A 21,692-nucleotide genomic window follows, 5' to 3' on the forward strand; every position below is an offset into this window, starting at 1 on the left:
ACGCCTCGGGTCATCCAGCGACTACCGCCCTGCAAGGATAGTAGACGTAGCCACACCGACTGACGTGCAGGACATCTTGATGAACGCATCACCGACCGGCAGCGATGCCCAGGCCCTGATCGCCCGACTAGACTGGAGCCGCAGCCCCCTGGGCGCCGCCAGTACCTGGCCGCAGAGCCTGCGCACCGCGGTGGACATCGTGATTCATTCGCCGATGCCCATGCTCCTGCTGTGGGGGCCACAGCTCACGCAGATCTACAACGACGGCTTCGCCTTGCTGTCCGGCCACAAGCATCCGCACGCTTTCGGACAGCCCACGCACCAGATATGGCCTGAATTAAAAGACTTTACCGACCCGATCTACAGCGCCGTCCTACAAGGACAGGTGCGGACCTACAGCGAACAGCGCTTTACCCTACAACGCGACGGACGGGATTCCGACTTCTGGCTGGATTTGACCTACAGCCCGATCCGCGATGAAAACGCCGAGGTCGCCGGGATCCTGGTCACCGCCATCGAAACCAATGAACGGCGACGCATCGCCCTCGAACTCGAACAGCGCTCCGCCGCCAGCCTCAAGGCCCAGCACGAAACCGAACAACGCCTGCAACTGGCCCTGGCCGCCACCGACGCGGTCGGCACTTGGGACTGGGACATCGGCGAAGACCGCTTCATCGCCGACGCGCACTTTGCGCAACTGCACGGGGTTGACCCGACGATGGCCAGCCAATTACCTATCAGCGAGTACCTGCACGGCGTACACCCGGAAGACCGGGGCATGGTGGCGCGCAGCATCAAACACTGCATCACCCACGGCACCGAGTACGCCGAGGAATACCGCCTGCTGCAACCCGACGGCGAACTGCGCTGGGTGTTTGCCCGGGGCCGCTGCTACAAGGATCACCATGGCCGGCCGATGCGTTTTCTCGGCGCCGCCCTGGACCTGACCGAACGCAAACACACCGAACAAGCCCTGCGCCAGAGTCAGACCGAGCTGCAACTGATCATCAACGCGATGCCGATCCTGATCAGCTACGTCGACCGCGAAGAACGCTTTCGCCTGAACAACGCCGCGTACCTCGACTGGTACGGCCTGACGCCCCAGGAACTGTTCGGCCGGACCATCCAGGAAGTGCTCGGCGACGAAGCCTACGCCTTGCGCGCCCACTACATCGCCGAGGCGCTGACCGGCAAGCCCTGTTCGTTCAGCATCGACGCCGCGCACCGTGACGGCAGCATCCGCAGCGCCCTGATGAATTACCTGCCGCGCCACGGTGCGGACGGCGCGGTCAACGGCTTCTACATCTTCGTGATCGATGAAACCGAGCGCAAACAGACTGAGGAAGCCCTGCGCAACCTCAATGAAACCCTCGAAGAGCGGGTGATCGCCCGCACCCAGCAACTGGCCGAAGCCAACCAGCGCCTGCAAAACGAGATGTTTGAGCGCGAGCGTGCCGAAGATGCGTTGCGCCATGCGCAGAAAATGGAAGCGGTGGGCCAACTCACTGGCGGCATCGCCCATGACTTCAACAACATGCTCACCGGGATCATCGGCAGCCTCGACCTGATGCAACGCTACATCGCCGATGGCCGTGCCGCCGAGATCGGGCGTTTCACTGAAGCGGCGGTGTCCTCGGCCAAACGCGCGGCGGCCCTGACTCACCGGCTGCTGGCGTTCTCCCGGCGTCAGTCCCTGGACCGCAAACCGCTGAACGCCAATGAGCTGATCCATTCCCTGGAAGACCTGCTCAGCCGCACCAAGGGCGACCATATCGAACTGGTGCTGCAACTGGCCGACGAGGTGTGGCCGGTGAGCACCGACCTCAGCCAACTGGAAAACGCCCTGCTCAACCTGGTGATCAACGCCCGGGACGCGATGCCCGATGGCGGCCGGTTGCTGATAGAAACCGCCAACGTCTACCTCGACGGTAACGACCTTACGCCGCTGGAGTCGGTCAAGGCCGGGGACTATCTGATGATCGCCGTCAGCGACAACGGCACCGGCATGACCCCGTCGGTGCTGGCCAAGGCGTTCGATCCGTTCTTCACCACCAAACCCATCGGCCAGGGCACCGGTTTGGGGCTGTCGATGATCTACGGTTTTGCCCAGCAATCCGGCGGGCATGTCAGCCTCGACAGCGTGCCGGACCAGGGCACGTGCGTGCGCCTGTACTTGCCACGCCTGCACCTTGGCGCGCCTCAGGACACTTTGCTGCCAGTCACCGGCGAAGCGCCCTCGGCGATTGCCGGGGAAACCGTGGTACTGGTGGAAGACGATCCGGCGGTGCGCATGCTGGTGCTCGATTTGCTCAATGAGCTGGGCTATCACGCCCACGAAGCCGAAGACGCCCGGGCCGCCCTGCCGTTGCTTGAATCCGATTTGCGGGTCGACTTGCTGGTGACCGATGTCGGGTTACCGGGAATGAACGGTCGGCAACTGGCGGAAATCGCCCGTCAGCATCGCCCGGACCTCAAAGTGCTGTTCATGACCGGTTATGCGGAGAAAGCCGCCGAACGCCAGGGCTTCCTCGAAGAAGGCATGGACATGGTGGCCAAACCGTTTTCCATCGACCTGCTGGCCAACAAGATTCGCACGATGATCGGCCAACCGGAGTGAGTTAAGGCATAATCCCGCGCCCGTTTGTCATCACCGTTACAAGGTCTGCCTCAATGAAAGCTCAAGCCCGCCATATTCTGGTGAAAACCTCGGAAGAAGCCGAGCAGCTCAAACAACGCATCGCCAAGGGCGAAGCCTTCGATGTGCTGGCCAAAAAGTACTCCACCTGCCCGTCCGGCAAGCGTGGCGGCGACTTGGGTGAAGTGCGGCCGGGGCAGATGGTCGGGGTGATTGATGCGGTGATTTTCAAGAAACCGCTGCGGGTGGTGCATGGGCCGATCAAGAGCAAGTTCGGGTATCACCTGGTGCAGGTGTTTTATCGGGATTGATGGGGTGGCTTGAGGGCCCCTGTGGCGAGGGGGCTTGCCCCCGTTCGGCTGCGAAGCAGTCGTAAACCTGTGGATGCGGTTGTTAGAAGAATCGCAAGGGGCGGCTTCGCCACCCAACGGGGGCAAGCCCCCTCGCCACAAAAGCCCCCTCGCCACAGGGTCGCACTTCAATCTTTGGGGATTAGCGCTCCGGGGACTTGGATCACTCTGCTCGCCAACCGATGCCCCGCCTGCGCCGCTTCAACCGGGCTTCCGCCCTTGAGCCGACTGGCGAGATACGCCGCGCTGAACGAATCCCCCGCCGCCGTGGTGTCCACCACGCGCTCGACCTTTTGCGCCGGCACTTCGAATGACTCCCCGCCGCAACGAATCAGGCAAGCCTCGGCGCCACGCTTGAGCACCACTTCCGGCGTGCCGATCTGCGCATACGCCTCAAACACGGCATCGCAATCGGAAAAATGAAACAGCGCCTGTTCGTCATCCACGGTTAGCAGTGCCAGATCCACGTACGGCAATACGCTGCGATACGCCACCCTCGCCTCTTCCACCGATGCCCACAAACGTGGTCGATAGTTGTTGTCGAAGACGATCCGCGCGTCCCGTTGCCGGGCTTCGATCAGGGTTTCCAGCAACTTTTCCCGACCTTGCTCACCGAGTACCGCCAGGGTGATGCCGCTGAAATACAGCACGTCGTAATCCGGCAACGCCGCCAGGACCGGCGCGGCCGCCGGGGTGGTGAAGCAACTGCGCACGGCCGCTTCGTTACGCCAGTACAGGAAGCGACGCTCGCCGGCGGCGTCGGTCTGGATGCAGTACAAACCTGGTAAACGACCAGGCAAGCGCTGGACCAGGTCCAGGCCGATGTTTTCGGCGGCCCAACTCTGGCACATGGCATCGCTGAAGCTGTCATCGCCCAGCGCCGTGACGTAATCCACCGTGCCACCGCCCCCCAGTTCCCGGGACAAGTAGACGGCGGTGTTCAGGGTGTCGCCGCCGAAGCTTTGTTGCAGGCTGCCGTCGGCGCGCTGCTGGAGCTCGATCATGCACTCGCCGATCAGGGCGATGCGCGGGGTGTTGGGGCCCAGGGTGTTGATGGTGTTCATGGATTTAGGGTTCTCTGGTGTTGATAGTTCCCGCGCTCTGCGTGGGAATGCAGCCCGTGACGCTCCGCGTCACATGCCGAAGCGGACGCGGAGCGTCCAGTGAGGCATTCCCACGCAGAGCGTGGGAACGATCAATTAGGGGTTAGAAACAGGTTTCCATGGTTTCAATCACCTGCAACTGCTCGTCCACCAGACACCCGGTGCGCCATTTATCAAAGGTCAGGCACGGGTGGGAAGTGCCAAACGAAATGATGTCCCCGACCCGCAATTCAACGCCCGGCGCCACGGTCATGAACGCATGCTGGTCCATCACCGCCGTCACTTTGCAGGCGCTCACATCGTCGCCAATCGCCGGAATTACGCCCGCCTTGTAACGCAACAATGGCACCGGCAAACCGGCGTCATACGCCACGTCACGTTTACCGAGGGCGATCACTGCAAACCCCGGTTCCGGCATCGACTGCACATGCGCCCAGACTTCCAGCGCCGGGCGCAGGCCTTCGTGCAGGTCGCTGCGACGGTCGAGCACGCAGCATTGCGCTTCTTTGTAGATGCCGTGGTCGTGGGCCACGTAACTGCCGGGGCGCAGCACGCTGAGGAAGCGTCCACCGGCGTTCTGGGCTTCGAAGGATTCGGCGATCAGGTCGTACCAGGCCGAGCCCGACGCGGTGATGATCGGTTTTGGAATCGCGAACGCGCCGCTGTCCTGCAACTGCACCGCCAGGCGCACCAGGGACGCGGCGAATTCACGGATGCCGGTCTCGGCGTGATCGCCGTGAATCACACCTTCGTAACCTTCGATGCCGGTCAACGCCAGTGCGGGTTGCGCGGCGATGGCCTTGGCCAGTTCGATGACTTCCTGCTCGGTGCGGCAGCCGCAACGGCCACCGACCACGCCGTATTCGATCATCACGTTCAAACGCACGCCGCGAGAAGCGAAGTACGCGCCGAGGTCGGCGACGTTGTCCGGGTGATCGACCATGCAATGGAAATCGAAGGTCGAGTCGGCCAGCAAATCAGCGATCAGCGCCATATTCGGCGTGCCCACCAGTTGGTTGGCCATCAGCACCCGGCGCACGCCATGGGCGTAACCCGCGCGGGTTTGGGTGGCGCTGGCCAGGGTGATGCCCCAGGCGCCGGCGTCCAGTTGCCGGCGAAACAGCGCCGGGGTCATGCTGGTCTTGCCGTGGGGCGCCAGTTCTGCGCCGCTGTTGCTGACGAACGCCTGCATCCAGCGGATGTTGTGTTCCAGCGCTTCACGGTGCAGCACCAGCGCCGGCAGGCTGACGTCTCGCACCAGGTGCGCGCCGGTTTGCGCAAAGCCTTTTTCTACGGCAGCAGAAGACATGATCCAACTCCTTACATTCGCGGCCGCCAGCAGCCGCGGTTATTCGTTGATACGCCGGGCCAGGTTGTTGGCGCTGTCGATCAGCACCCGGCGATAGTCGTTGTAGTTGTTCTTGGCATCGGCCCGTGGAGCGACGATGCACAGGGTCGCAATGGCCACGCCATTGGGGTCTTTGACCGGGGCGGCGAAGCAATGGGTGAAGGTGTCGGCGACGCTATCAAACGAGAAAAAGCCGTCGATACCGGCCTGACGGATTTCCTGGAGAAACTGCTCCAGCGGCAGGCGTTCGCCGTTGGGCAGGATGAAGTCGTCGTGGTCGATCAGGTCGATGATGGACTGATCGCTCAAATGCGACAGCAGCAGGCGCCCGGACGCAGTCCAGGGAATCGGTGCGTTTTCGCCGATGTCCGAGGAAATGCGGAAATGCCGCTCGCCCTCTTTCATCAGTGCCACGGTGTACTTGCGCCCGTTGAGCAGGCACATCTGCGCGGTTTCGTGGGTCTGGCTGACGATTTCCTGCAAGGCGTGATCGGCCTCGCGGGTCAGGTCGAAATGGCGCAAGTGCGCCTGGCCGAGGAAATACAGCTGACGGCCCAGGTAGACGTGACCGTCCTTGCCCACGGGTTCGAGAATGCGCCGTTCCAGCAGCGAGGCCACCAGTTCGTAGACCGTGGATTTCGGGCTGCCGATGCCGCTGGCAATTTCGTTCGGGCGCAGCGGTTGGCCGATTTCCTTGAGGAAATCGAGAATATCGAACGCCCGGTCCAGACCGCGAGCCCGGCGCTTGATGGTGTCTTCGGTCATGTTTCAGGTTCCCATTCAAAGTGCCGGGAGTTTAACGCTAATGATCGTTCCCACGCTCTGCGTCACATCCGAAGCGGAACGCGGAGCGTCCCTGGCGGCATTCCCACGCGGAGCTAGGAACGATCACATACCCTGTAGGAGCGAGGCTTGCCCGCGAAGCAGTCACCGCCAATCTCAGGCCTTTTTCTTGTAAGCAATGCAGTCAATCTCAACCTTGCAATCAACCATCATGTTCGCCTGCACACAGGCCCGGGCCGGGGCGTGTTCGCTTTTGAAGTACTCGGAGAACACCTTGTTGAAGCTCCAGAAGTCCCGCGGGTCTTCCAGCCACACGCCGGCGCGCACCACGTCTTCGAGGCCGTAACCGGCTTCTTCGAGGATCGCGATCAGGTTTTTCATGGTCTGGTGGGTCTGCTCGACGATGCCGCCCACGATGATTTCGCCATTCAGCGCCGGCACCTGGCCGGACACGTGCAGCCAGCCATCGGCTTCAACGGCGCGGGCGAAAGGACGAGGCTGGCCGCCACCGGCGGTGCTGCCGGTGCCGTAACGAGTAATGCTCATGAGTGTTTCTCCTGCTTAAAAAATTCTTCTGAAAAAATCAGAAACGGGTGTTCTTGAGAAATTCCGCCAAGCGTGGCGATTTCGGGTGTTCAAACAATTCCTTGGGCGGCCCCTGCTCTTCGATCCGCCCCTGGTTCATGAAGACAATCTTGTCCGAGACTTCGAAGGCAAAGCGCATTTCGTGGGTCACCAGCAACATGGTCATGCCTTCGTCGGCCAGGCCCTTGATCACGTTCAGCACTTCGCCGACCAGTTCCGGGTCGAGGGCCGAGGTGACTTCGTCGAACAGCATCAGGCTCGGGTTCATCGCAATCGCCCGGGCAATCGCCACCCGCTGTTGCTGACCACCGGACAACTGACCGGGATAGTGATCCCGCCGTTCATACAGGCCCACGCGCTCCAGCCATTTCTCGGCCAGCGCCACGGCTTCATCCTTGTGCAGCTTCTTGACCTTGAGCAAACCGAGGGTGACGTTCTGCAACGCGGTGAGGTGCGGGAACAGGTTGAATTGCTGGAACGCCATACCAGTCATCGCACGATGCCGGGCAATGACCTTTTCGGCATGGCGCACGCGTTTGCCGTTGACCTCGTCATAGCCAATGGATTCGCCGTCGAGCAGGATCTGCCCGCCCTGGAATTCTTCGAGCATGTTCACGCAACGCAGCAGCGTGGTCTTGCCCGAGCCGCTGGAGCCGATCAGCGTGACCACGTTGCCGCGCTGCATGGTCAGGTCGACGCCCTTGAGCACTTCAAGCTTGCCGTATTGTTTGTGCAGGCCGCGAATGTCCAGCAGGGCCTGGCCGTTAGGTGCAACAGAAGTCTGAGTCATGGCAAAGCCACCCGCTTTTCAATGTGCCGGCCGAGTAATTCGATGGCGTAGTTGATGACGAAAAAGAGGAAACCGGAGAACAGGTAGAACTCCAGGGTCATGAAGGTCCGGGCGATGATCTGTTGCGTGCTGAGCAGCAACTCGGCGACGCCGATCACCGAGAGCAAGGTCGAGGCCTTGACGATCTCAGTGGACGAGTTGACCCAGGTCGGCAGGATCTGCCGCAGCGCCTGGGGCAACAACACGTAACCCAGGGACTGATAAAACGTCAGGCCAATCGCCTTGCTCGCTTCCATCTGCCCGCGTGGCAAGGCTTGCAGTGCCCCGCGCACGATTTCAGCGACGTGGGAGCCGCAGAACAGCGTCAGCCCCAAGGCCCCGGCCTGAAACGCGCTGATCTGCCAGCCCAGCGCCGGTGCCATATAAAAGCAGGCCAGCACCAGCACAAACACCGGCGTGCCACGGATCAGGTCGACGTAGAAACGAAACGGTGCGCGCATCCAGACATTGCCGTAGGTCAGCACCAGTCCGGCGACGATGCCGATCAGCGTGCCGAGCAAAATCGCCAGGGCCGAGCACTGCACCGTGACCAGAAAGCCCTGCCAGAGCACTTCCCGCGCCACCCACAACTCATGCAACCAACTAGGGGATTCGTACATGGGAGGCTCCTATCGGCGGATCGCCAGACGCTGCTCGAGATAACGCAGGATCATGGCAATGAGGTAACAAGCCGCAACATAGAGCGCTGTGGTCACCATCCAGGTTTCAATCACCCGGTAGCTCTCGACATTGATCTTGCGCGCGTAATAGGTCAGCTCCGGCACCGCGATCGCGGCCGCCAGGGAGGTGTCCTTGAACAGCGAAATGAAGTTGTTCGACAACGCCGGCAGCACATTGCGCAGCATCACCGGCACGGTGACGTAGGCCTTGACCTGCCACTCGCCGAGGCCAATCGCCAGCCCGGCTTCGCGTTGCCCTTTGGGAATGCTCAACAGCCCGCCACGGAACACTTCGGTCAGGTACGCCCCGGCATACAGCGACAGGGTGATGATGAACGAGGGGATCTTGTCCAGGCGAATCCCCAGGCTCGGCAAGGCGAAGTAGATCAACAGAATCAACACCAGAATCGGCGTGTTACGGATCACCGTCACGTACACCGACGCCAGCACCCGCAACGCGCGATGCTTGGACAACAAAGCAAACGCCATCATCAGGCCGATCACGCAACCGATGGCGATCGACACCAGCGCCAGCTCCAGGCCCAGACCGAGCCCCGCCAGCAAACTGGGAAAATCGCGCCACACGGCGGCAAAGTTCAACTGATAGTTCATGGTCAGCAGTACCTTGAACGGGGCGCCTTCATAGCCGCCCCGCTCATCCTCAAGAAATGGAAACGTCGCGAGCGAAGGAAAGACAAGGCGAAAACAGGCGAGAAAGCGGAGTTGGCTTTAGCCAATGAGCATTTCGAGTCTGTTTTCAACGCAGTATTTCCGAGCGCAGCAGTTTTCATTTGAATTCGACGGGGAAACCGATAGCTGGGGTCGGCAGATCGACGCCGAACCACTGCTTGAACGATGCCGCGTAGGTCGGAAACTCGACGCCGGTCATGGCTTCATGCAGCACGGTGTTGACGAAGTTCAGCCAATCCTGATCGCCGCGCTTGACCGCGCAAGCGTAGGTTTGCGGGCTCCAGGCGTAGGTCGGGCTGCGATAGCGGCCAGGGTTTTGCACCATCAGGTATTTGACCGAGGACTGGTCGGTGGCAGCGGTGTCGGCACGGCCGGAGTTCACGGCTTGGTACATCAGGTCGACGCTGTCGTACTGATCGACCTTGGCTTTAGGCAGCGCCTGATGCACCAACTCTTCGGCGTACACGTTCTGCAGCACGGCCACGGTCACGCTGTCGCCAGCGGCTTTCAGGTCTTCGATTTCCTTGTACTTGCTGTTGGCCGGCAGCAGCAGGCCGACACCTTCGCGGTAGTACGGCAGGGTGAACGCAACCTGCTGCGCACGGCTGGCGGTGACGGTGATGAACTGGCAACTGATGTCGACCTTGTCCGTCAGCAGGTTCGGAATCCGCGCATCGGAGGACTGCACCACGTACTCGACCTTGCTCGGGTCGTTGAACAAACCCTTGGCGATCATGTGCCCGATATCGATATCAAACCCCTGCAACTTGCCGTCCGCTCCCTGGAAATGCCACGGCGCGTTGGTACTGCCTGTACCCACGACCAACTTGCCACGGGCCAGCACGCTGTCGAGCTTACTGTCCGCCGCCTGGGCAACGCCCATGGCAGCAGCCGTAGCCGCAAAGAGAAAAACACACGCTTTGAACAAGGAAGGTCGGCGATGCATGGCAAGCACTCCAGAGTGTTGTGTATTCCGTTATACCGGATATAGGTGTGTAACAACGGAATAGACAGCAGAAAGTGTGCCATAGGCAGTAGGGGTTATGTTGCGGAGATTGAAATGTGTTTTGAATCAAAGGGATGTGCGAAAGAGGAGAAAAGGCGTTACCAAACGCACGGATGAGGGAGCGCTACCGAGGGTCACACGTGGGCGGGTAGTTGGTTCACATTGGGCCTGCGTGAGCTGATTCGGTGCATGTGCAGGAAATGTCAGCTCATAGGTTTTCAATTGAAACCTTTATGGTCGGATCATTCTTCCGTTCATGACAGAGCGCGATCAATTCGAGATCTTCTTGGCGCGTCATCAACGCGCCGCATTCTTTTACCGGTTCGTTGCTGCCTATAAACAGGTCACCACCAACGGCGCCTGCACCTGGCGCTTTTTTCAGTTCAACGATGTTTGTTACGAACTTCCTGATTTGCGGTTTGATCTTGGACTCCACATTTTCAGATTGAAGAACGAGAAAAATACCACCTCACACCTTTCTGCATTTCCGCGTTTCCTGTCAGGCCGGTCCTGCAACCCGGCGAGACATATCCGTATCAGCGTAGGAAATCCCCACCTGTAATTTCTGACAGTAGACCCGCCCGCCCCCCTCCTTTACCGTCAACAAGCCTTCACTGATCGTTGTGAAAAGGAGACTTCAATGACTTCAACCACCCCTCAAACGGCCTTGGCCCCGACCTACCGCAAAGCCCTGAAGACCTGGCGGCCGGTGATTCTGTACTTCGGTAATGAGCACTGCCCTGCGTGTGAATACGCCGGGCCAGTGTTTCGGGCGATTGCCGAGTCGTTTCGGCATCGGGCAGATATTTACATGTTGAATACCAGCGAATCGCCCCGGCATCCGAACGTGACCGGCACCCCGACCGTATTGTTTTACAAGGACGGGAAGCTGCTGAAAAAGCTCAAGGGGATTGGCACCGAGGAAACGCTGGCCGCCGATTTCGCGGCGCACATTGGCAAGGTGAAACCCAAAGTCGTGGCCCGAAAACCGAGCCACGACTTGGCGTGGTTGCGTCGAACCTTGCGGCGCTTGTGCACGGTGGCGCGGGCACGGACGTTGATCGGGGCTTGAGTGGCGCGCCCTGCGCAGCGTTACCCGCCGCTGCGCACCAACAACACCCGCACTACCCGCCGCTCCTCGACCGCCACCACCGTCATGGTCCAGCCGTCCAACTCATGCCGGTCACCCATGATCGGCAGGCGATCCAGCACGCTCATCACCCACCCGGCCAGGGTCTGGTAATCCTCGGTGGGTTCGGCACTGAAGCCGGTCAACTGACGCACCCGCGTCAGGCTCAACGCGCCGCTGACCATGAACCCGCCCTGCTCTTGCACCACGTCCGGGCCTTCGATTTCGCTGGCGTCCGGCAATTCGCCGGCGATGGATTCGAGGATGTCGGTCATGGTCAACACACCGACGAAGTCGCCGAATTCATTGACCACAAAGGCGATGTGGGTCGAGGCTTTGCGCATCTGCTCCAGGGCATTGAGGATCGAGTAGCTGTCGAGCAAGTTGATGGTCGTGCGCGCCAGGTCTTGGAGGTCGGGCTCATTGCCGGCCAGATAGTCCTTGAGCAGTTCCTTTTTGTGCACGAAGCCCAATGGCTCATCCACCGCGCCATTGCGAATCAGCGGCAGGCGTGAGTAGGACGAATGCATCAAGCGTGTACGAATGGTCTCGGCATCGTCGGCCAGATCGATATGGTCGACGTCAGCCCGCACCGTCATCAGGGTACGAATCGGCCGCTCGGCCAGTTGCAGCACACCGCTGATCATCACCCGCTCACGGCGGTCAAACAGCACTTCATTCGGCGCTGCACCGTTGTCCAGCAGGTCGGCAATCTCTTCGCCGACTTCTTCCACCGCCAACGTGCGACCGCCCAGCAAACGCATCACCGCATGGGCCGTTCGCTCACGCATAGGCTTCAGACCTTGCATGGAGCGCTTGCGCCGGGCGCGGGCGATCTGGTTGAACACTTCGATCAGGATCGAGAAGCCGATGGCCGCGTACAGGTACCCCTTGGGAATGTGGAAGCCCAGGCCCTCGGCAGTCAGGGCGAAACCGATCATCATCAGGAAGCCCAGGCACAGCATGATCACCGTCGGGTGTTCGTTGACGAAACGGGTCAGCGGCTTGCTGGCGACGATCATCAGGCCGATGGAGATGATCACCGCGATCATCATCACCGCCAGCTCGTCGACCATGCCCACGGCGGTAATCACCGCATCCAGGGAGAACACCGCGTCGAGCACCACGATCTGCGCCACGATTGGCCAGAACATCGCATAAGCCGCATTGCCCGTGCGCTGGCCGACATGGCCTTCGAGTCGTTCGTGCAGTTCCATGGTGGCCTTGAACAACAGGAACACACCACCGAACAGCATGATCAGGTCACGCCCCGAGAAGCTCTTGTCGAACACCTCGAACAGCGGCTGGGTCAGGGTCACCAGCCAGGAAATACTCGCCAGCAGGCCCAGTCGCATCAGCAGCGCCAGGGACAAACCGATGATCCGCGCCCGGTCGCGCTGATGCGGCGGCAGCTTGTCCGCCAGGATCGCGATAAACACCAGGTTGTCGATGCCCAGCACCAGTTCCAGCACGATCAACGTCAACAAGCCCAGCCAGGCGGTGGGGTCAGCTATCCATTCCATAAAAATGTCTCGATCTCTTCAGCGAATTCAGAATGCCGGGCACGGCAAGGTGCGGCGCGAGGGCCGTGGGAGCGTAGATGCAGAAAGAGATAGAGGTCGGAAAACCGGGTGTTTGACGTGCGTCAGGGTTGCGCGAAGGCGCGAGATGGAGGGCTGACTGGGGGGCTCCGGGAGGGTGTTCATGCAGGTCCTGAGTGGAAAAAAGGACTTGGAGCGTACAGGTGAAAGTCACAATCCCCACAGCGGGAAATCATTACAAGATCTGTAGAGAGATCAAAAGAGCGCAGCCTTCGGCGGCGCCCACAGGCACGTAGGAACTGCCGAAGGCTGCGATCTTTTCGCTTTTAACGCCCTCTCTTCATGTGCTCGATATACCTGACCACCGCCGCCGACCGCTCAAACCGCCGATAAATCAGAGACAACCACGAACTCGCCTCGCCCCCTTCAATTTCCCGATACACCACACCCGGCAATCCCACATGCCCGACCACCGATTCCGGTACCACCGCCACGCCCTGCCCCAGCGACACCAGCGCAATCACCGCCACCAACCCACCAGGTTGGGGCCCTAAAACAGGCGCGAATCCGCCCTCAGCAGCGACCTGCAACGTACCGTTGATTTGCTCCGGCAGGATAAACGTTTCGTTTTGCAGATGCGCCGGGCTGATCTGCGGCAAGCGGCACAGCCAGGACTCACTCGACAGCGCCAGCACAAAGCCTTCCGCATCGAGCCGCACCGCTTCCAGCCCTTCGGGCAAGGTCATCGGCGAGCGCACGTAACCGATGTCGAACCGGCCCTCGATCACCATGCCCGGCAACGCTGCCATTGGGCTTTCCCGCACATTCAGGCTGACGTCCGGGCACTCGCGAATAAAGGCCTGCACCTGTTTTTGCAGCAACCCCGAATACACCGCCGAGGCCACGTAACCCAGTTCGATATGGCCGATATCACCGCGTCCGGCGCGCTGGGCGTTGCGTTGGGCGTACTCGAATTGGCGCACCGTGGCTTCGGCCTCGATCACCAGCGCCGCGCCGGCCTCGGTCAGGCTGACTTCCCGTTGCTGGCGCAGGAACAGCCGCGTGCCGAGTTCGGTTTCCATGTCCTGAATCTGTCGACTCAGGGTCGGCGGGGCAATGCCCAGTTGCTCAGCCGCACGGGTGAAATTTCGCTGCCGGGCAACGGCCAGGAAGTAGCGGAAATGACGTATATCCATGGTGCATTAGCTCAAAGGTAATGAAGTCCCGACTGGCAGCTAACAAAGCAACGCAGCCAGCGGGATAAGCTTTCGACACGGCCCACAGTAGAGAGCTAAAACCATGCACGTCAAACCCCTTACTCAAAAGGCAATCCGATCATGAGCAAGGTCAGCCCACGCTTGACGCTGCTGACCGCTTCCGGGGTGTGCTCGCTGATCGTCCTCGACACCAACATCGTCGCCGTCACGTTGCCGACCATCGCCCGGGACCTGGGCGCCAATTTTGCCGACATCGAATGGGTGGTCAGCGCCTACATGCTGGCCTTCGCCGCGCTGTTGCTGCCGGCGGGGAGCATCGCCGACCGCTTCGGCCGACAGAAAACCCTGCTCTGGGGCCTGGGCCTTTTCATCCTGGCTTCCCTCGGTTGCGGCGCGGCGCCGAGCGCGTTGTTCCTCGACATCGCCCGCGCGATCAAAGGTGTTGGCGCCGCATTGTTGCTGACGTCGGCGCTGGCCTCGATTGGCCACACCTTTCACGACGAAGTCGAACGGGCCAAGGCCTGGGCATTCTGGGGCGCGTGCATGGGTGTGGCGATGACCGCCGCGCCAACGTTGGGTGGTTTGATCACCGAATACATCGGCTGGCGCTGGATTTTCTACCTCAACCTGCCGGTAGGTGCGCTGCTGATGGCGTTGGTCTTGCGCAACGTGCCGGAATCCCGGGACACCCAGTCCGCGCGTCTCGACCCGTGGGGCAGCCTGGCCTTCAGTGCGAGTTTGCTGTGCCTGATCTGGGGCCTGATCGAAGCCAATCGCATCGGCTGGAACACTCCCATGACCTATGCCCGGTTAATCGGCGGCGCCTTGTTGCTTGGGCTGTTTGTGCTGATCGAGCGCCTGCAGCAGCGGCCCATGGTCGACCTGCAATTGTTCAAGCACCCGCGCTTTATCGGCGCGCTGCTGGGGATGTTCGCCTACGCCGGTTGCGCCCAAGTGATGATGACGCTGCTGCCGTTCTACCTGCAAAACGGTTTGGGGTTCTCGGCCATCGCCTCGGGACTGGGGATGCTGCCATTCGCGTTGACGATGCTGATCTGCCCGCGCATCGGCGCACGGCTGGCGAGCCGTTTTGCCCCCGCGACTTTGATGGCTGCGGGCCTGACGCTGGTCGGCGGCGGCAACCTGCTCAGCGCCTGGGCGGTCAACAGCGGCGGCTATTTGCCGTTCGCCCTGGCCATTGCGGTGACCGGCGCCGGGGCCGGGTTGCTCAATGGTGATACCCAGAAAAACATCATGGCCTGCGTGCCCCGCGACCGCGCCGGCATGGCCTCGGGCATGAGCACCACCATGCGCTTCAGCGCGATCATGCTCGCCATCGGCGTGTACGGCGCGTTGCTGGCCAGTCATACCGAGCTGTTGCTGCGCGACAGCCTGTCGGGGCAATGGGCAGAGCAGGCCCGTGGAATCGCCTCGCGGGTGGTGGCCGGGGATATGACGGCAGCGTTGGGTTTGTTGCCGGACACTGCGCGCGCAGCGGTCGAACCGCTGGCCCGGCAAGCGTTTGTTGGTGGTTTCAGTTTGTTGCTGCTGGTCGCGGGGTTGTTGGCGCTGCTGGGGGCGTTGGTGGTGGGCACGTTGATGCGTAATCCGATTCCAGTCCCCTCAAACCATGTATCGGGGACCGTTGCTCACCCGTGATGACCTTGCGTTGACTATCAGGGCCTCTTCGCGGGCAAGCCTCGCTCCTACAGGGGGGCGGTGGTGAACACAGATATTGTGTACGACGATCCCCATGTAGGAGCAAAGCTTGCTCGCGAAGGCGGTTTCACATTCAACAGGGATGTTGGCTGGCCCACCGCTTTCGCGAGCAAGCCCGCTCCCACAGGGGATCTGGGGCGATCAACGCGGCTGCTTGAAGGACGCCAGCACCCGCTCGGCATTCGCGTCGCAGCCCATGCCTTCGGGTTTCGCCTGGATGTCGTCGATCACCGCCAGCAGCTTCGCCTTGCTCTGCGCCAGGTGTTGCTGCATTTCTTCGATCTGCTCGACTTTGCGCGTCAGCCCCGCCAGCAGTTCGTCGTGCTTGAATTCACCGGTGGCGGTGTCCGGCATCAATTGCTTCAACTCTTCCAGGCTGAACCCGGCCTGTTGGGCGCACTGGATCAGGTACAGCGTCTGCAATACCTGTTCGGGGTAATGCCGGTAGCCGTTGGCCCGGCGCTCGACTTTCTGGATCAGACCCTGGGCCTCGTAGAACCGAATACGCGACGGGTTGAAGCCACTTAACTCCGCCAATTCACCAATCTTCATCCCGACCTCATTTGCCTGCTTGCCATTAAAGTTAACTTTAAGCTTAGCCTCCACCCATCACTGATGAGGAGTCAAGCATGTCGCCCTTTCAAACGCTGAATTTGCCCAACGGCCAGACCATCGGCAATCGCATCGCCAAAGCCGCGATGGAAGAAAATCTCGCGGATACCCGACAGGCGCCGTCCGATGCCCTGTTGCGTCTGTATCAAGCCTGGGCCGGGGGTGAAGCCGGGTTGTTGCTGACCGGCAACGTGATGATCGACCGTCGCGCCATGACCGGGCCCGGCGGCGTGGCGCTGGAAGACGAGCAACACCTTGAGCGTTTTCGCCAGTGGGCAACGATTGGCCGGGCCGGTGGCGCGCAGTTCTGGGTGCAGCTCAATCATCCGGGGCGCCAGACCATGGCCAATCTGGGTCAGCAGGCTTGGGCGCCGTCAGCGGTGGCGCTGGACCTGGGCTCGTTCTCGAAAATGTTCGCCGAACCCAAGCCGATGACCGAAAGCGACATCCATGAAGTGATCCAACGCTTCGCCACCAGCGCGGCCCTCGCGGAGAAGGCCGGGTTCACTGGCGTGCAGATTCACGCGGCCCACGGTTATTTGCTCAGCCAATTCCTGTCGCCACTGACCAATCGCCGCACCGATCAATGGGGCGGCTCACTGGAAAATCGCGCGCGGCTGCTGCTTGAGGTGGTCAGTGCCGTACGTAAAACCGTGTCGCCAAAATTCTGCGTCTCAGTGAAGCTCAACTCAGCGGACTTCCAACGCGGCGGCTTCGATGCGGACGACGCCAGGCAAGTGATCCAGTGGCTCAACGAGCAGCAGATCGACTTGCTCGAATTGTCCGGCGGCAGCTACGAAGCCCCCGCCATGCAAGGCGAAGCCCGGGACGGCCGCACCCTGGCCCGCGAAGCCTACTTCCTGGAGATGGCCGGCGAACTGGCCCGCGTGGCGCGCATGCCGGTGATGGTGACCGGCGGTCATTCGTCGCTTGGCCATCGTCGAACACGTGCTCGACAGCGGCATCGCCATGGCCGGGATCGGCACCGCGATGGCGGTTGAGCCGCACCTGGTCAAGCACTGGCGCGAAGGCAAGAACAGCCATCCTCAACTGCCGCCGATCCACTGGAAGCGCAAACCCCTGGCGGCGCTGGCGACCATGGCGGTGGTCAAGTTCCAGTTGCATCGCTTGAGTCGCGGCCATCAACCCCGGCCACAGGTCTCGGCGCTTTGGGCGTTGATCCGCGATCAGCTGTACATCGCCAAACGCACCCGCCAATACAAACAGGCCATGGCCAAGTAAACGAGTCTTCACAAATCCCCGGGAGTCATGCCAGCCGTTGAGTTGTCCCTTTTTCTATCCCAAGGACAACTCATCGATCACTGGAGCACCCCATGGCGAAAATCACCCTTGCCCAGCAACTGGCAACCACCCTTGAGCAGGCCGGCGTCAAGCGCATCTGGGGCCTGACCGGCGACAGCCTCAACGGTTTGACCGAAGCGCTGCGCACCATGGACAGCATCGAGTGGATGCACGTGCGCCACGAAGAGGTCGCGGCGTTTGCCGCCGGGGCCGAGGCAGCTGTCACCGGAGAGCTGGCGGTGTGCGCCGGCAGTTGCGGGCCGGGCAATCTGCACTTGATCAACGGGCTGTTCGACTGCCACCGCAACCATGTGCCGGTGCTGGCGATTGCGGCGCAGATTCCGTCGTCGGAAGTCGGCCTCAACTACTTTCAGGAAACCCACCCGCAAGAGCTGTTCAAGGAGTGCAGCCACTTCGTCGAACTGGTCAGCAACCCGGCGCAGATGCCGCAGGTGCTGCACCGGGCGATGCGCAGCGCGATCCTCAATCGCGGCGTCGCGGTGGTGGTGATTCCCGGTGACGTGGCGTTGCAGGAAGTCGAAGACAACCTCAAGCCATGGCCGGCCCTGTCCAAACCGCGCACCCTGCCGGCACCGCAGGATCTGGATCGACTCGTTGAACTGCTGAGCCAAAGCAAAGCCGTGACCCTGATGTGCGGCGCCGGATGTGCCGGGGCTCATGATCAAGTGGTGGCCCTGGCCGATGCCCTCGGCGCGCCGGTGGTGCATGCCTTGCGCGGCAAGGAACACGTGGAGTGGGACAACCCGTTCGACGTCGGCATGACCGGGTTGATCGGCTTCAGCTCCGGGTATCACGCGATGCTCAACTGCGACACCTTGGTGCTGCTCGGCACCGACTTCCCGTACCGGCAGTTCTACCCCACCGACGCCACCATCATTCAGATCGACCACAACCCCGAGGCCCTCGGCCGCCGGACCACCCTGGACCTGGGCATCGCCGCCGATGTCGGCGAAACCCTCGCCGCGTTGCTGCCGCGCCTGCCCTATCGCGGTGACCGGAGCTTTTTAGAGTCGTCCCTCGAACACTACAAAAAAGCGCGCCAGGGCCTGGATGACCTGGCCCAGCCTTCCGCGCCGGGTCGCCCGATCCACCCGCAATACCTCACCCGCCTGCTCAGCGAACTGGCGGATGACGATGCGATCTTCACCGCCGACGTCGGCACGCCAACCGTGTGGGCTGCCCGTTATCTGAAAATGAACGGCAAGCGCCGGTTGCTCGGTTCGTTCAACCACGGCTCGATGGCCAACGCCATGCCCCAGGCCATTGGCGCCCAAGCGACGTTCCCGGATCGGCAGGTGATTTCGTTGTCGGGAGATGGCGGTTTCAGCATGTTGATGGGGGATTTCATTTCCCTGGCGCAGTTGAAATTGCCGGTGAAAATCATCGTCTACGACAACGCTTCACTGGGCTTCGTCGCGATGGAAATGAAGTCCGCCGGGATGCTCGATACCGGCACCGACCTGCACAACCCGGACTTTGCGGCGATGGCCAACGCCATGGGCATCCTCGGGATTCGCGTTGAAGAGTCGGAAGACCTGGAGCCGGCGTTGCGCCGGGCGCTGGCGCATGACGGGCCGGTGTTAGTGGATGTGATTACCGCGACCCAGGAACTGGCCATGCCACCGACTATCAAGCTGGAGCAGGCCAAGGGGTTCAGCCTGTACATGCTTAAAGCCGTGATGAGTGGACGTGGGGATGAGGTGATTGAATTGGCGCGGACGAACTGGTTTCGTTGATTGCCAAGCCGTGCGCGTAAACCCGTGGCGAGGGGGCTTGCCCCCTCGCCACAAGGGTTTGTGTTGAATGGGGGATTGGTGTTTATCGGCCGGAGAATCGCAGTCGTGACAACTGCCGCAAATCCCCCTCCACAAAATAATCATTGCTCCAACGGTCATCCGCCGCCAATGGCGAAACCTCTTTCAGCGCCAGTTTCTTCGCAAAATAGCGAAACCGGTAATGTTCATAAAACCGCAATAACTCCAAGCCATAGCGGTCTGCCAGATCGGTATCGCCGCGAATGATCAGGTAGTTCTCATCATTGCCATTACTGGCCGCCGCACTGAGGTTGTGGCTGCCGCTGATGATGGTCGGTGTGTCGCTGGTGAAGTCGGTGACGATGGCTTTGGTGTGCACCAGCAGGTTGCCCTTCTGGCCTTTCATGTTTTCCCGCAGCCAGCCTTCCAGCCCGGTGTTGAGCAGCGCGGTGGCGGCGAATTCGGCGGTGCGATCGGCGTGGAAGCCGGTGATGCGGCTGACGGTGTTTTGCAGGCCGTAGCGCAGGATGTCGTCGTGGGGCTCGCCGAGCAAGGCGTTGAGGACGTCGTCCGGCAAGGCGAACGCGGTGACGAACAGTACGTCCTTTTTCGCGGCGTTGATGATCTCGACAAACGCTTTCAGATCCCCCTGCCCGGTACGCGGTGAGAACCCGGCGAACAGTGGCTGCGTCGGGTCCACGGGGTTGTTTTGGGTCAGCCAGGTGCGCGTCGCGCCGACGTCCGCCGGGTTCGCCCACACCTCTTCGAAGGTTTGCAGGTAACTGGCGCCGATCCGCGCGTCGTCGAGCACATGCACCACGTTGGCCTGGCGGTAGACGCCGTTGGGGGTGAAATTGGTGCTGCCGCAGAGCACGGCTTGCGGCCGATGCTCGCCGCCATCGAGTTTGCTCAGGACGATGAACTTGTCGTGGAAGATGTTGTGCGTGACCCGCCCGCGCTTGTTCGCCGCCGGGAGTTTTTCCAGGCTGGCTTCGTTCATCGTCGTGTCTTCATCGTCCGGCTGCGCGTGATACAGCACCCGCACCTTGACCCCGCGGGCGAAGGCGGCGTTGACCTCATCGACGATCGACTGCAGCTGATATTCGTAGATGGCAATGTCCAGAGCCCATTGGTCATCCACCGCACGCTGGATAAACCCCAGCAAGCGCCCGAGCAAACCGTTCTCCAGCCACTGCTGCGCCGCCAGCGGCCAGGCTTCGATGGGCATGTGCTTGTTGGCGCTGATCTGCGCGTCGAGGTCGGGGAATTTGCGCTGGAATGCCTGACTCGCTGCCACGGCGCGGTTGAAGATCACGCTTTGATGGGTGGGATGGCCGTCGTCGGAGGTGATCGTCAGTTCCAGAAATTCGCCCAGTTGCGGCGCATCCGGCGTGCCATAGGCCAGGTGCACGCGGTAGTGCAGGGTCGTGCCCGGATTGACCGCGTAATCGGCCCAGCGAAATTTCTGCAGCGGTGCGATATCGCTGGGGGTGGCGTGGTATTGGGGGAAGGTGTGGGCCTTGCCGGGGAAGGTCAGGCTGTTGAACAGAAACAGCCACGGTTTGTTGCCGACCTGTTTTTCGATGGCGAAGCCGAGCAGACCTTTGCGGCGCGGTTCGGCCAGGTCCATGGCCAGTAGCACGCCGTTGGTGCCGGCGTAGGCTTTAACGCGGAAATCATCCTGATGGTTGGCGGCTAGGACGCGCATGGTTCACTCCTGTGAAGATGAAAAGATCGCAGCCCGCTACACGTCATCGATATGCCGATACTCCGCCTGCAACTGCGTAGCCAACACCTTAGCCCGTCCCAGCCGAATCGGCCCGCGTTCGATATCAATCAGCAACCCCGGACACGCCAATACCGGCAAGCCTGACCACTCTTTCAGTCGCCCATCGGTCACCAGCAACAGGCGTTGTTGTTCCGCCGGGAAGCGTTTCTGCCGCGCGCTCAGCCAACGTCCCGCCTCGCCCAGCGCCGCCAGCAACGGTGTGCCGCCGCCCGCCCCCAAGCCGTCGAGCCAGTCACGCAAACCGCTGGAAGCCTTCAAACCCTGCACCTGCCATTTCGGCGTGTGGCCGCTGGCCGTCAGCAACGCCAGCCGCGCGCGCTGGCGGTAGGCATCGTCGAACAACTGCGCCAACAAACCCTTGGCATCGCTCAACGCTTGATGACGACGGGTCGAGGCCGAGGCGTCGACGATGACCAGCCACAATTCATGGGGCGAACGGGTGCGCAAATGAAACAGCAGGTCGTCACGTTGACGCGGGCGGCCGTTGAGCAATGTGCCGGGCCAGTTGATCGAGCCTTGCGGTGCCGCACGGCGCTTGCCTTGCCGGCCATGGTCCAGCCGTCCGGCCCGGGGTCTGGCATTCACCCCCGCGTCAGATC

19 protein-coding genes and 1 pseudogene are annotated in these 21,692 nt (G+C 61.4%); 6 read left to right on the forward strand and 14 right to left on the reverse strand.

All coding sequences use genetic code 11. The annotated features are described in order from the left end of the window. The first annotated feature begins 79 nt into the window (after positions 1 to 79). Positions 80 to 2,617 carry a PAS domain S-box protein gene (locus FQ192_RS26895; RefSeq protein WP_149661230.1) on the forward strand — a complete coding sequence of 846 codons (2,538 nt, stop codon included), beginning with the start codon at positions 80 to 82 and terminating at the stop codon, positions 2,615 to 2,617. Between the two features lie 29 nt (positions 2,618 to 2,646). Then, complete coding sequence (locus FQ192_RS26900; RefSeq protein WP_256672389.1) at positions 2,647 to 2,946, forward strand: peptidylprolyl isomerase; 300 nt, start codon at positions 2,647 to 2,649, stop codon at positions 2,944 to 2,946. Between the two features lie 167 nt (positions 2,947 to 3,113). Here the strand turns inward: FQ192_RS26900 and FQ192_RS26905 are convergent, their stop codons facing one another. The 9 genes from FQ192_RS26905 to FQ192_RS26950 all read right to left on the reverse strand — a co-directional run bounded on the left by FQ192_RS26905 (position 3,114) and on the right by FQ192_RS26950 (position 10,445). Beyond that, complete coding sequence (locus FQ192_RS26905; RefSeq protein ID WP_149661231.1) at positions 3,114 to 4,049, reverse strand: sugar kinase; 936 nt, start codon at positions 4,047 to 4,049, stop codon at positions 3,114 to 3,116. A 142-nt stretch (positions 4,050 to 4,191) separates the two neighbouring features. Further along, positions 4,192 to 5,397 carry an amino acid deaminase gene (locus FQ192_RS26915; RefSeq protein ID WP_149661232.1) on the reverse strand — a complete coding sequence of 402 codons (1,206 nt, stop codon included), beginning with the start codon at positions 5,395 to 5,397 and terminating at the stop codon, positions 4,192 to 4,194. Positions 5,398 to 5,436: 39 nt separating this feature from the next. Beyond that, positions 5,437 to 6,201, reverse strand: a complete 765-nt coding sequence (locus tag FQ192_RS26920) for an IclR family transcriptional regulator (protein ID WP_133836508.1) — start codon at positions 6,199 to 6,201, stop codon at positions 5,437 to 5,439. 174 nt (positions 6,202 to 6,375) lie between these two features. Continuing rightward, the gene (locus tag FQ192_RS26925) at positions 6,376 to 6,765 is read right to left on the reverse strand and encodes a RidA family protein (protein WP_133836284.1); all 390 of its coding nucleotides are present in this window, start codon (positions 6,763 to 6,765) and stop codon (positions 6,376 to 6,378) included. A 37-nt stretch (positions 6,766 to 6,802) separates the two neighbouring features. Continuing rightward, positions 6,803 to 7,594: an amino acid ABC transporter ATP-binding protein gene (locus tag FQ192_RS26930; protein ID WP_123407719.1), complete on the reverse strand. Its 792-nt coding sequence runs from the start codon at positions 7,592 to 7,594 to the stop codon at positions 6,803 to 6,805. Further along, positions 7,591 to 8,253, reverse strand: a complete 663-nt coding sequence (locus tag FQ192_RS26935) for an amino acid ABC transporter permease (RefSeq protein ID WP_149661233.1) — start codon at positions 8,251 to 8,253, stop codon at positions 7,591 to 7,593. The genes FQ192_RS26930 and FQ192_RS26935 overlap by 4 nt, the downstream gene beginning before the upstream one ends. 9 nt (positions 8,254 to 8,262) lie before the next feature. Then, complete coding sequence (locus FQ192_RS26940) at positions 8,263 to 8,925, reverse strand: amino acid ABC transporter permease (RefSeq protein WP_149661234.1); 663 nt, start codon at positions 8,923 to 8,925, stop codon at positions 8,263 to 8,265. A gap of 175 nt (positions 8,926 to 9,100) precedes the next feature. Then, complete coding sequence (locus tag FQ192_RS26945; protein WP_149661235.1) at positions 9,101 to 9,949, reverse strand: transporter substrate-binding domain-containing protein; 849 nt, start codon at positions 9,947 to 9,949, stop codon at positions 9,101 to 9,103. Between the two features lie 268 nt (positions 9,950 to 10,217). Continuing rightward, positions 10,218 to 10,445 carry a plasmid stabilization protein gene (locus FQ192_RS26950; RefSeq protein ID WP_256672386.1) on the reverse strand — a complete coding sequence of 76 codons (228 nt, stop codon included), beginning with the start codon at positions 10,443 to 10,445 and terminating at the stop codon, positions 10,218 to 10,220. 204 nt (positions 10,446 to 10,649) lie between these two features. Between FQ192_RS26950 and FQ192_RS26955 the strand changes: the two genes are divergently transcribed. Then, entirely contained in the window at positions 10,650 to 11,081 is a 432-nt protein-coding gene (locus FQ192_RS26955; RefSeq protein ID WP_149661236.1) for a thioredoxin family protein, read from the forward strand. A gap of 20 nt (positions 11,082 to 11,101) precedes the next feature. Here FQ192_RS26955 and FQ192_RS26960 read toward each other — a convergent pair whose 3' ends face one another. Both FQ192_RS26960 and FQ192_RS26965 read right to left on the reverse strand, forming a co-directional pair. Beyond that, positions 11,102 to 12,661: a TerC family protein gene (locus FQ192_RS26960; RefSeq protein ID WP_149661237.1), complete on the reverse strand. Its 1,560-nt coding sequence runs from the start codon at positions 12,659 to 12,661 to the stop codon at positions 11,102 to 11,104. A 344-nt stretch (positions 12,662 to 13,005) separates the two neighbouring features. Next, entirely contained in the window at positions 13,006 to 13,875 is an 870-nt protein-coding gene (locus FQ192_RS26965; RefSeq protein ID WP_149661238.1) for a LysR family transcriptional regulator, read from the reverse strand. Between the two features lie 141 nt (positions 13,876 to 14,016). Between FQ192_RS26965 and FQ192_RS26970 the strand changes: the two genes are divergently transcribed. Continuing rightward, positions 14,017 to 15,555, forward strand: a complete 1,539-nt coding sequence (locus FQ192_RS26970) for an MFS transporter (RefSeq protein ID WP_149661239.1) — start codon at positions 14,017 to 14,019, stop codon at positions 15,553 to 15,555. 201 nt (positions 15,556 to 15,756) lie between these two features. On the opposite strand, the gene FQ192_RS26980 is transcribed toward FQ192_RS26970, so the two are convergent. Further along, positions 15,757 to 16,167 (reverse strand): MerR family transcriptional regulator, encoded by a 411-nt coding sequence (locus FQ192_RS26980; protein WP_149661241.1) that lies wholly within the window; start codon positions 16,165 to 16,167, stop codon positions 15,757 to 15,759. A 77-nt stretch (positions 16,168 to 16,244) separates the two neighbouring features. Between FQ192_RS26980 and FQ192_RS26985 the strand changes: the two are divergent. After that, positions 16,245 to 17,469 (forward strand): annotated as a pseudogene (locus tag FQ192_RS26985) (NADH:flavin oxidoreductase/NADH oxidase family protein). A gap of 92 nt (positions 17,470 to 17,561) precedes the next feature. Beyond that, positions 17,562 to 19,286, forward strand: a complete 1,725-nt coding sequence (poxB, locus tag FQ192_RS26990; protein WP_149661242.1) for a ubiquinone-dependent pyruvate dehydrogenase — start codon at positions 17,562 to 17,564, stop codon at positions 19,284 to 19,286. An 82-nt stretch (positions 19,287 to 19,368) separates the two neighbouring features. On the opposite strand, the gene FQ192_RS26995 is transcribed toward poxB, so the two are convergent. Beyond that, the gene (locus FQ192_RS26995; protein ID WP_149661243.1) at positions 19,369 to 21,012 is read right to left on the reverse strand and encodes a phospholipase D-like domain-containing protein; all 1,644 of its coding nucleotides are present in this window, start codon (positions 21,010 to 21,012) and stop codon (positions 19,369 to 19,371) included. Positions 21,013 to 21,048: 36 nt separating this feature from the next. Continuing rightward, a complete protein-coding gene (locus FQ192_RS27000) occupies positions 21,049 to 21,678 on the reverse strand; it encodes a VWA domain-containing protein (RefSeq protein ID WP_256672387.1) in 630 nt (209 codons plus the stop codon). Positions 21,679 to 21,692 lie beyond the last annotated feature (14 nt).

Origin of the sequence: Pseudomonas sp. ANT_J12 (assembly GCF_008370045.1) — a bacterium.
Taxonomy (GTDB): Bacteria; Pseudomonadota; Gammaproteobacteria; order Pseudomonadales; family Pseudomonadaceae; genus Aquipseudomonas.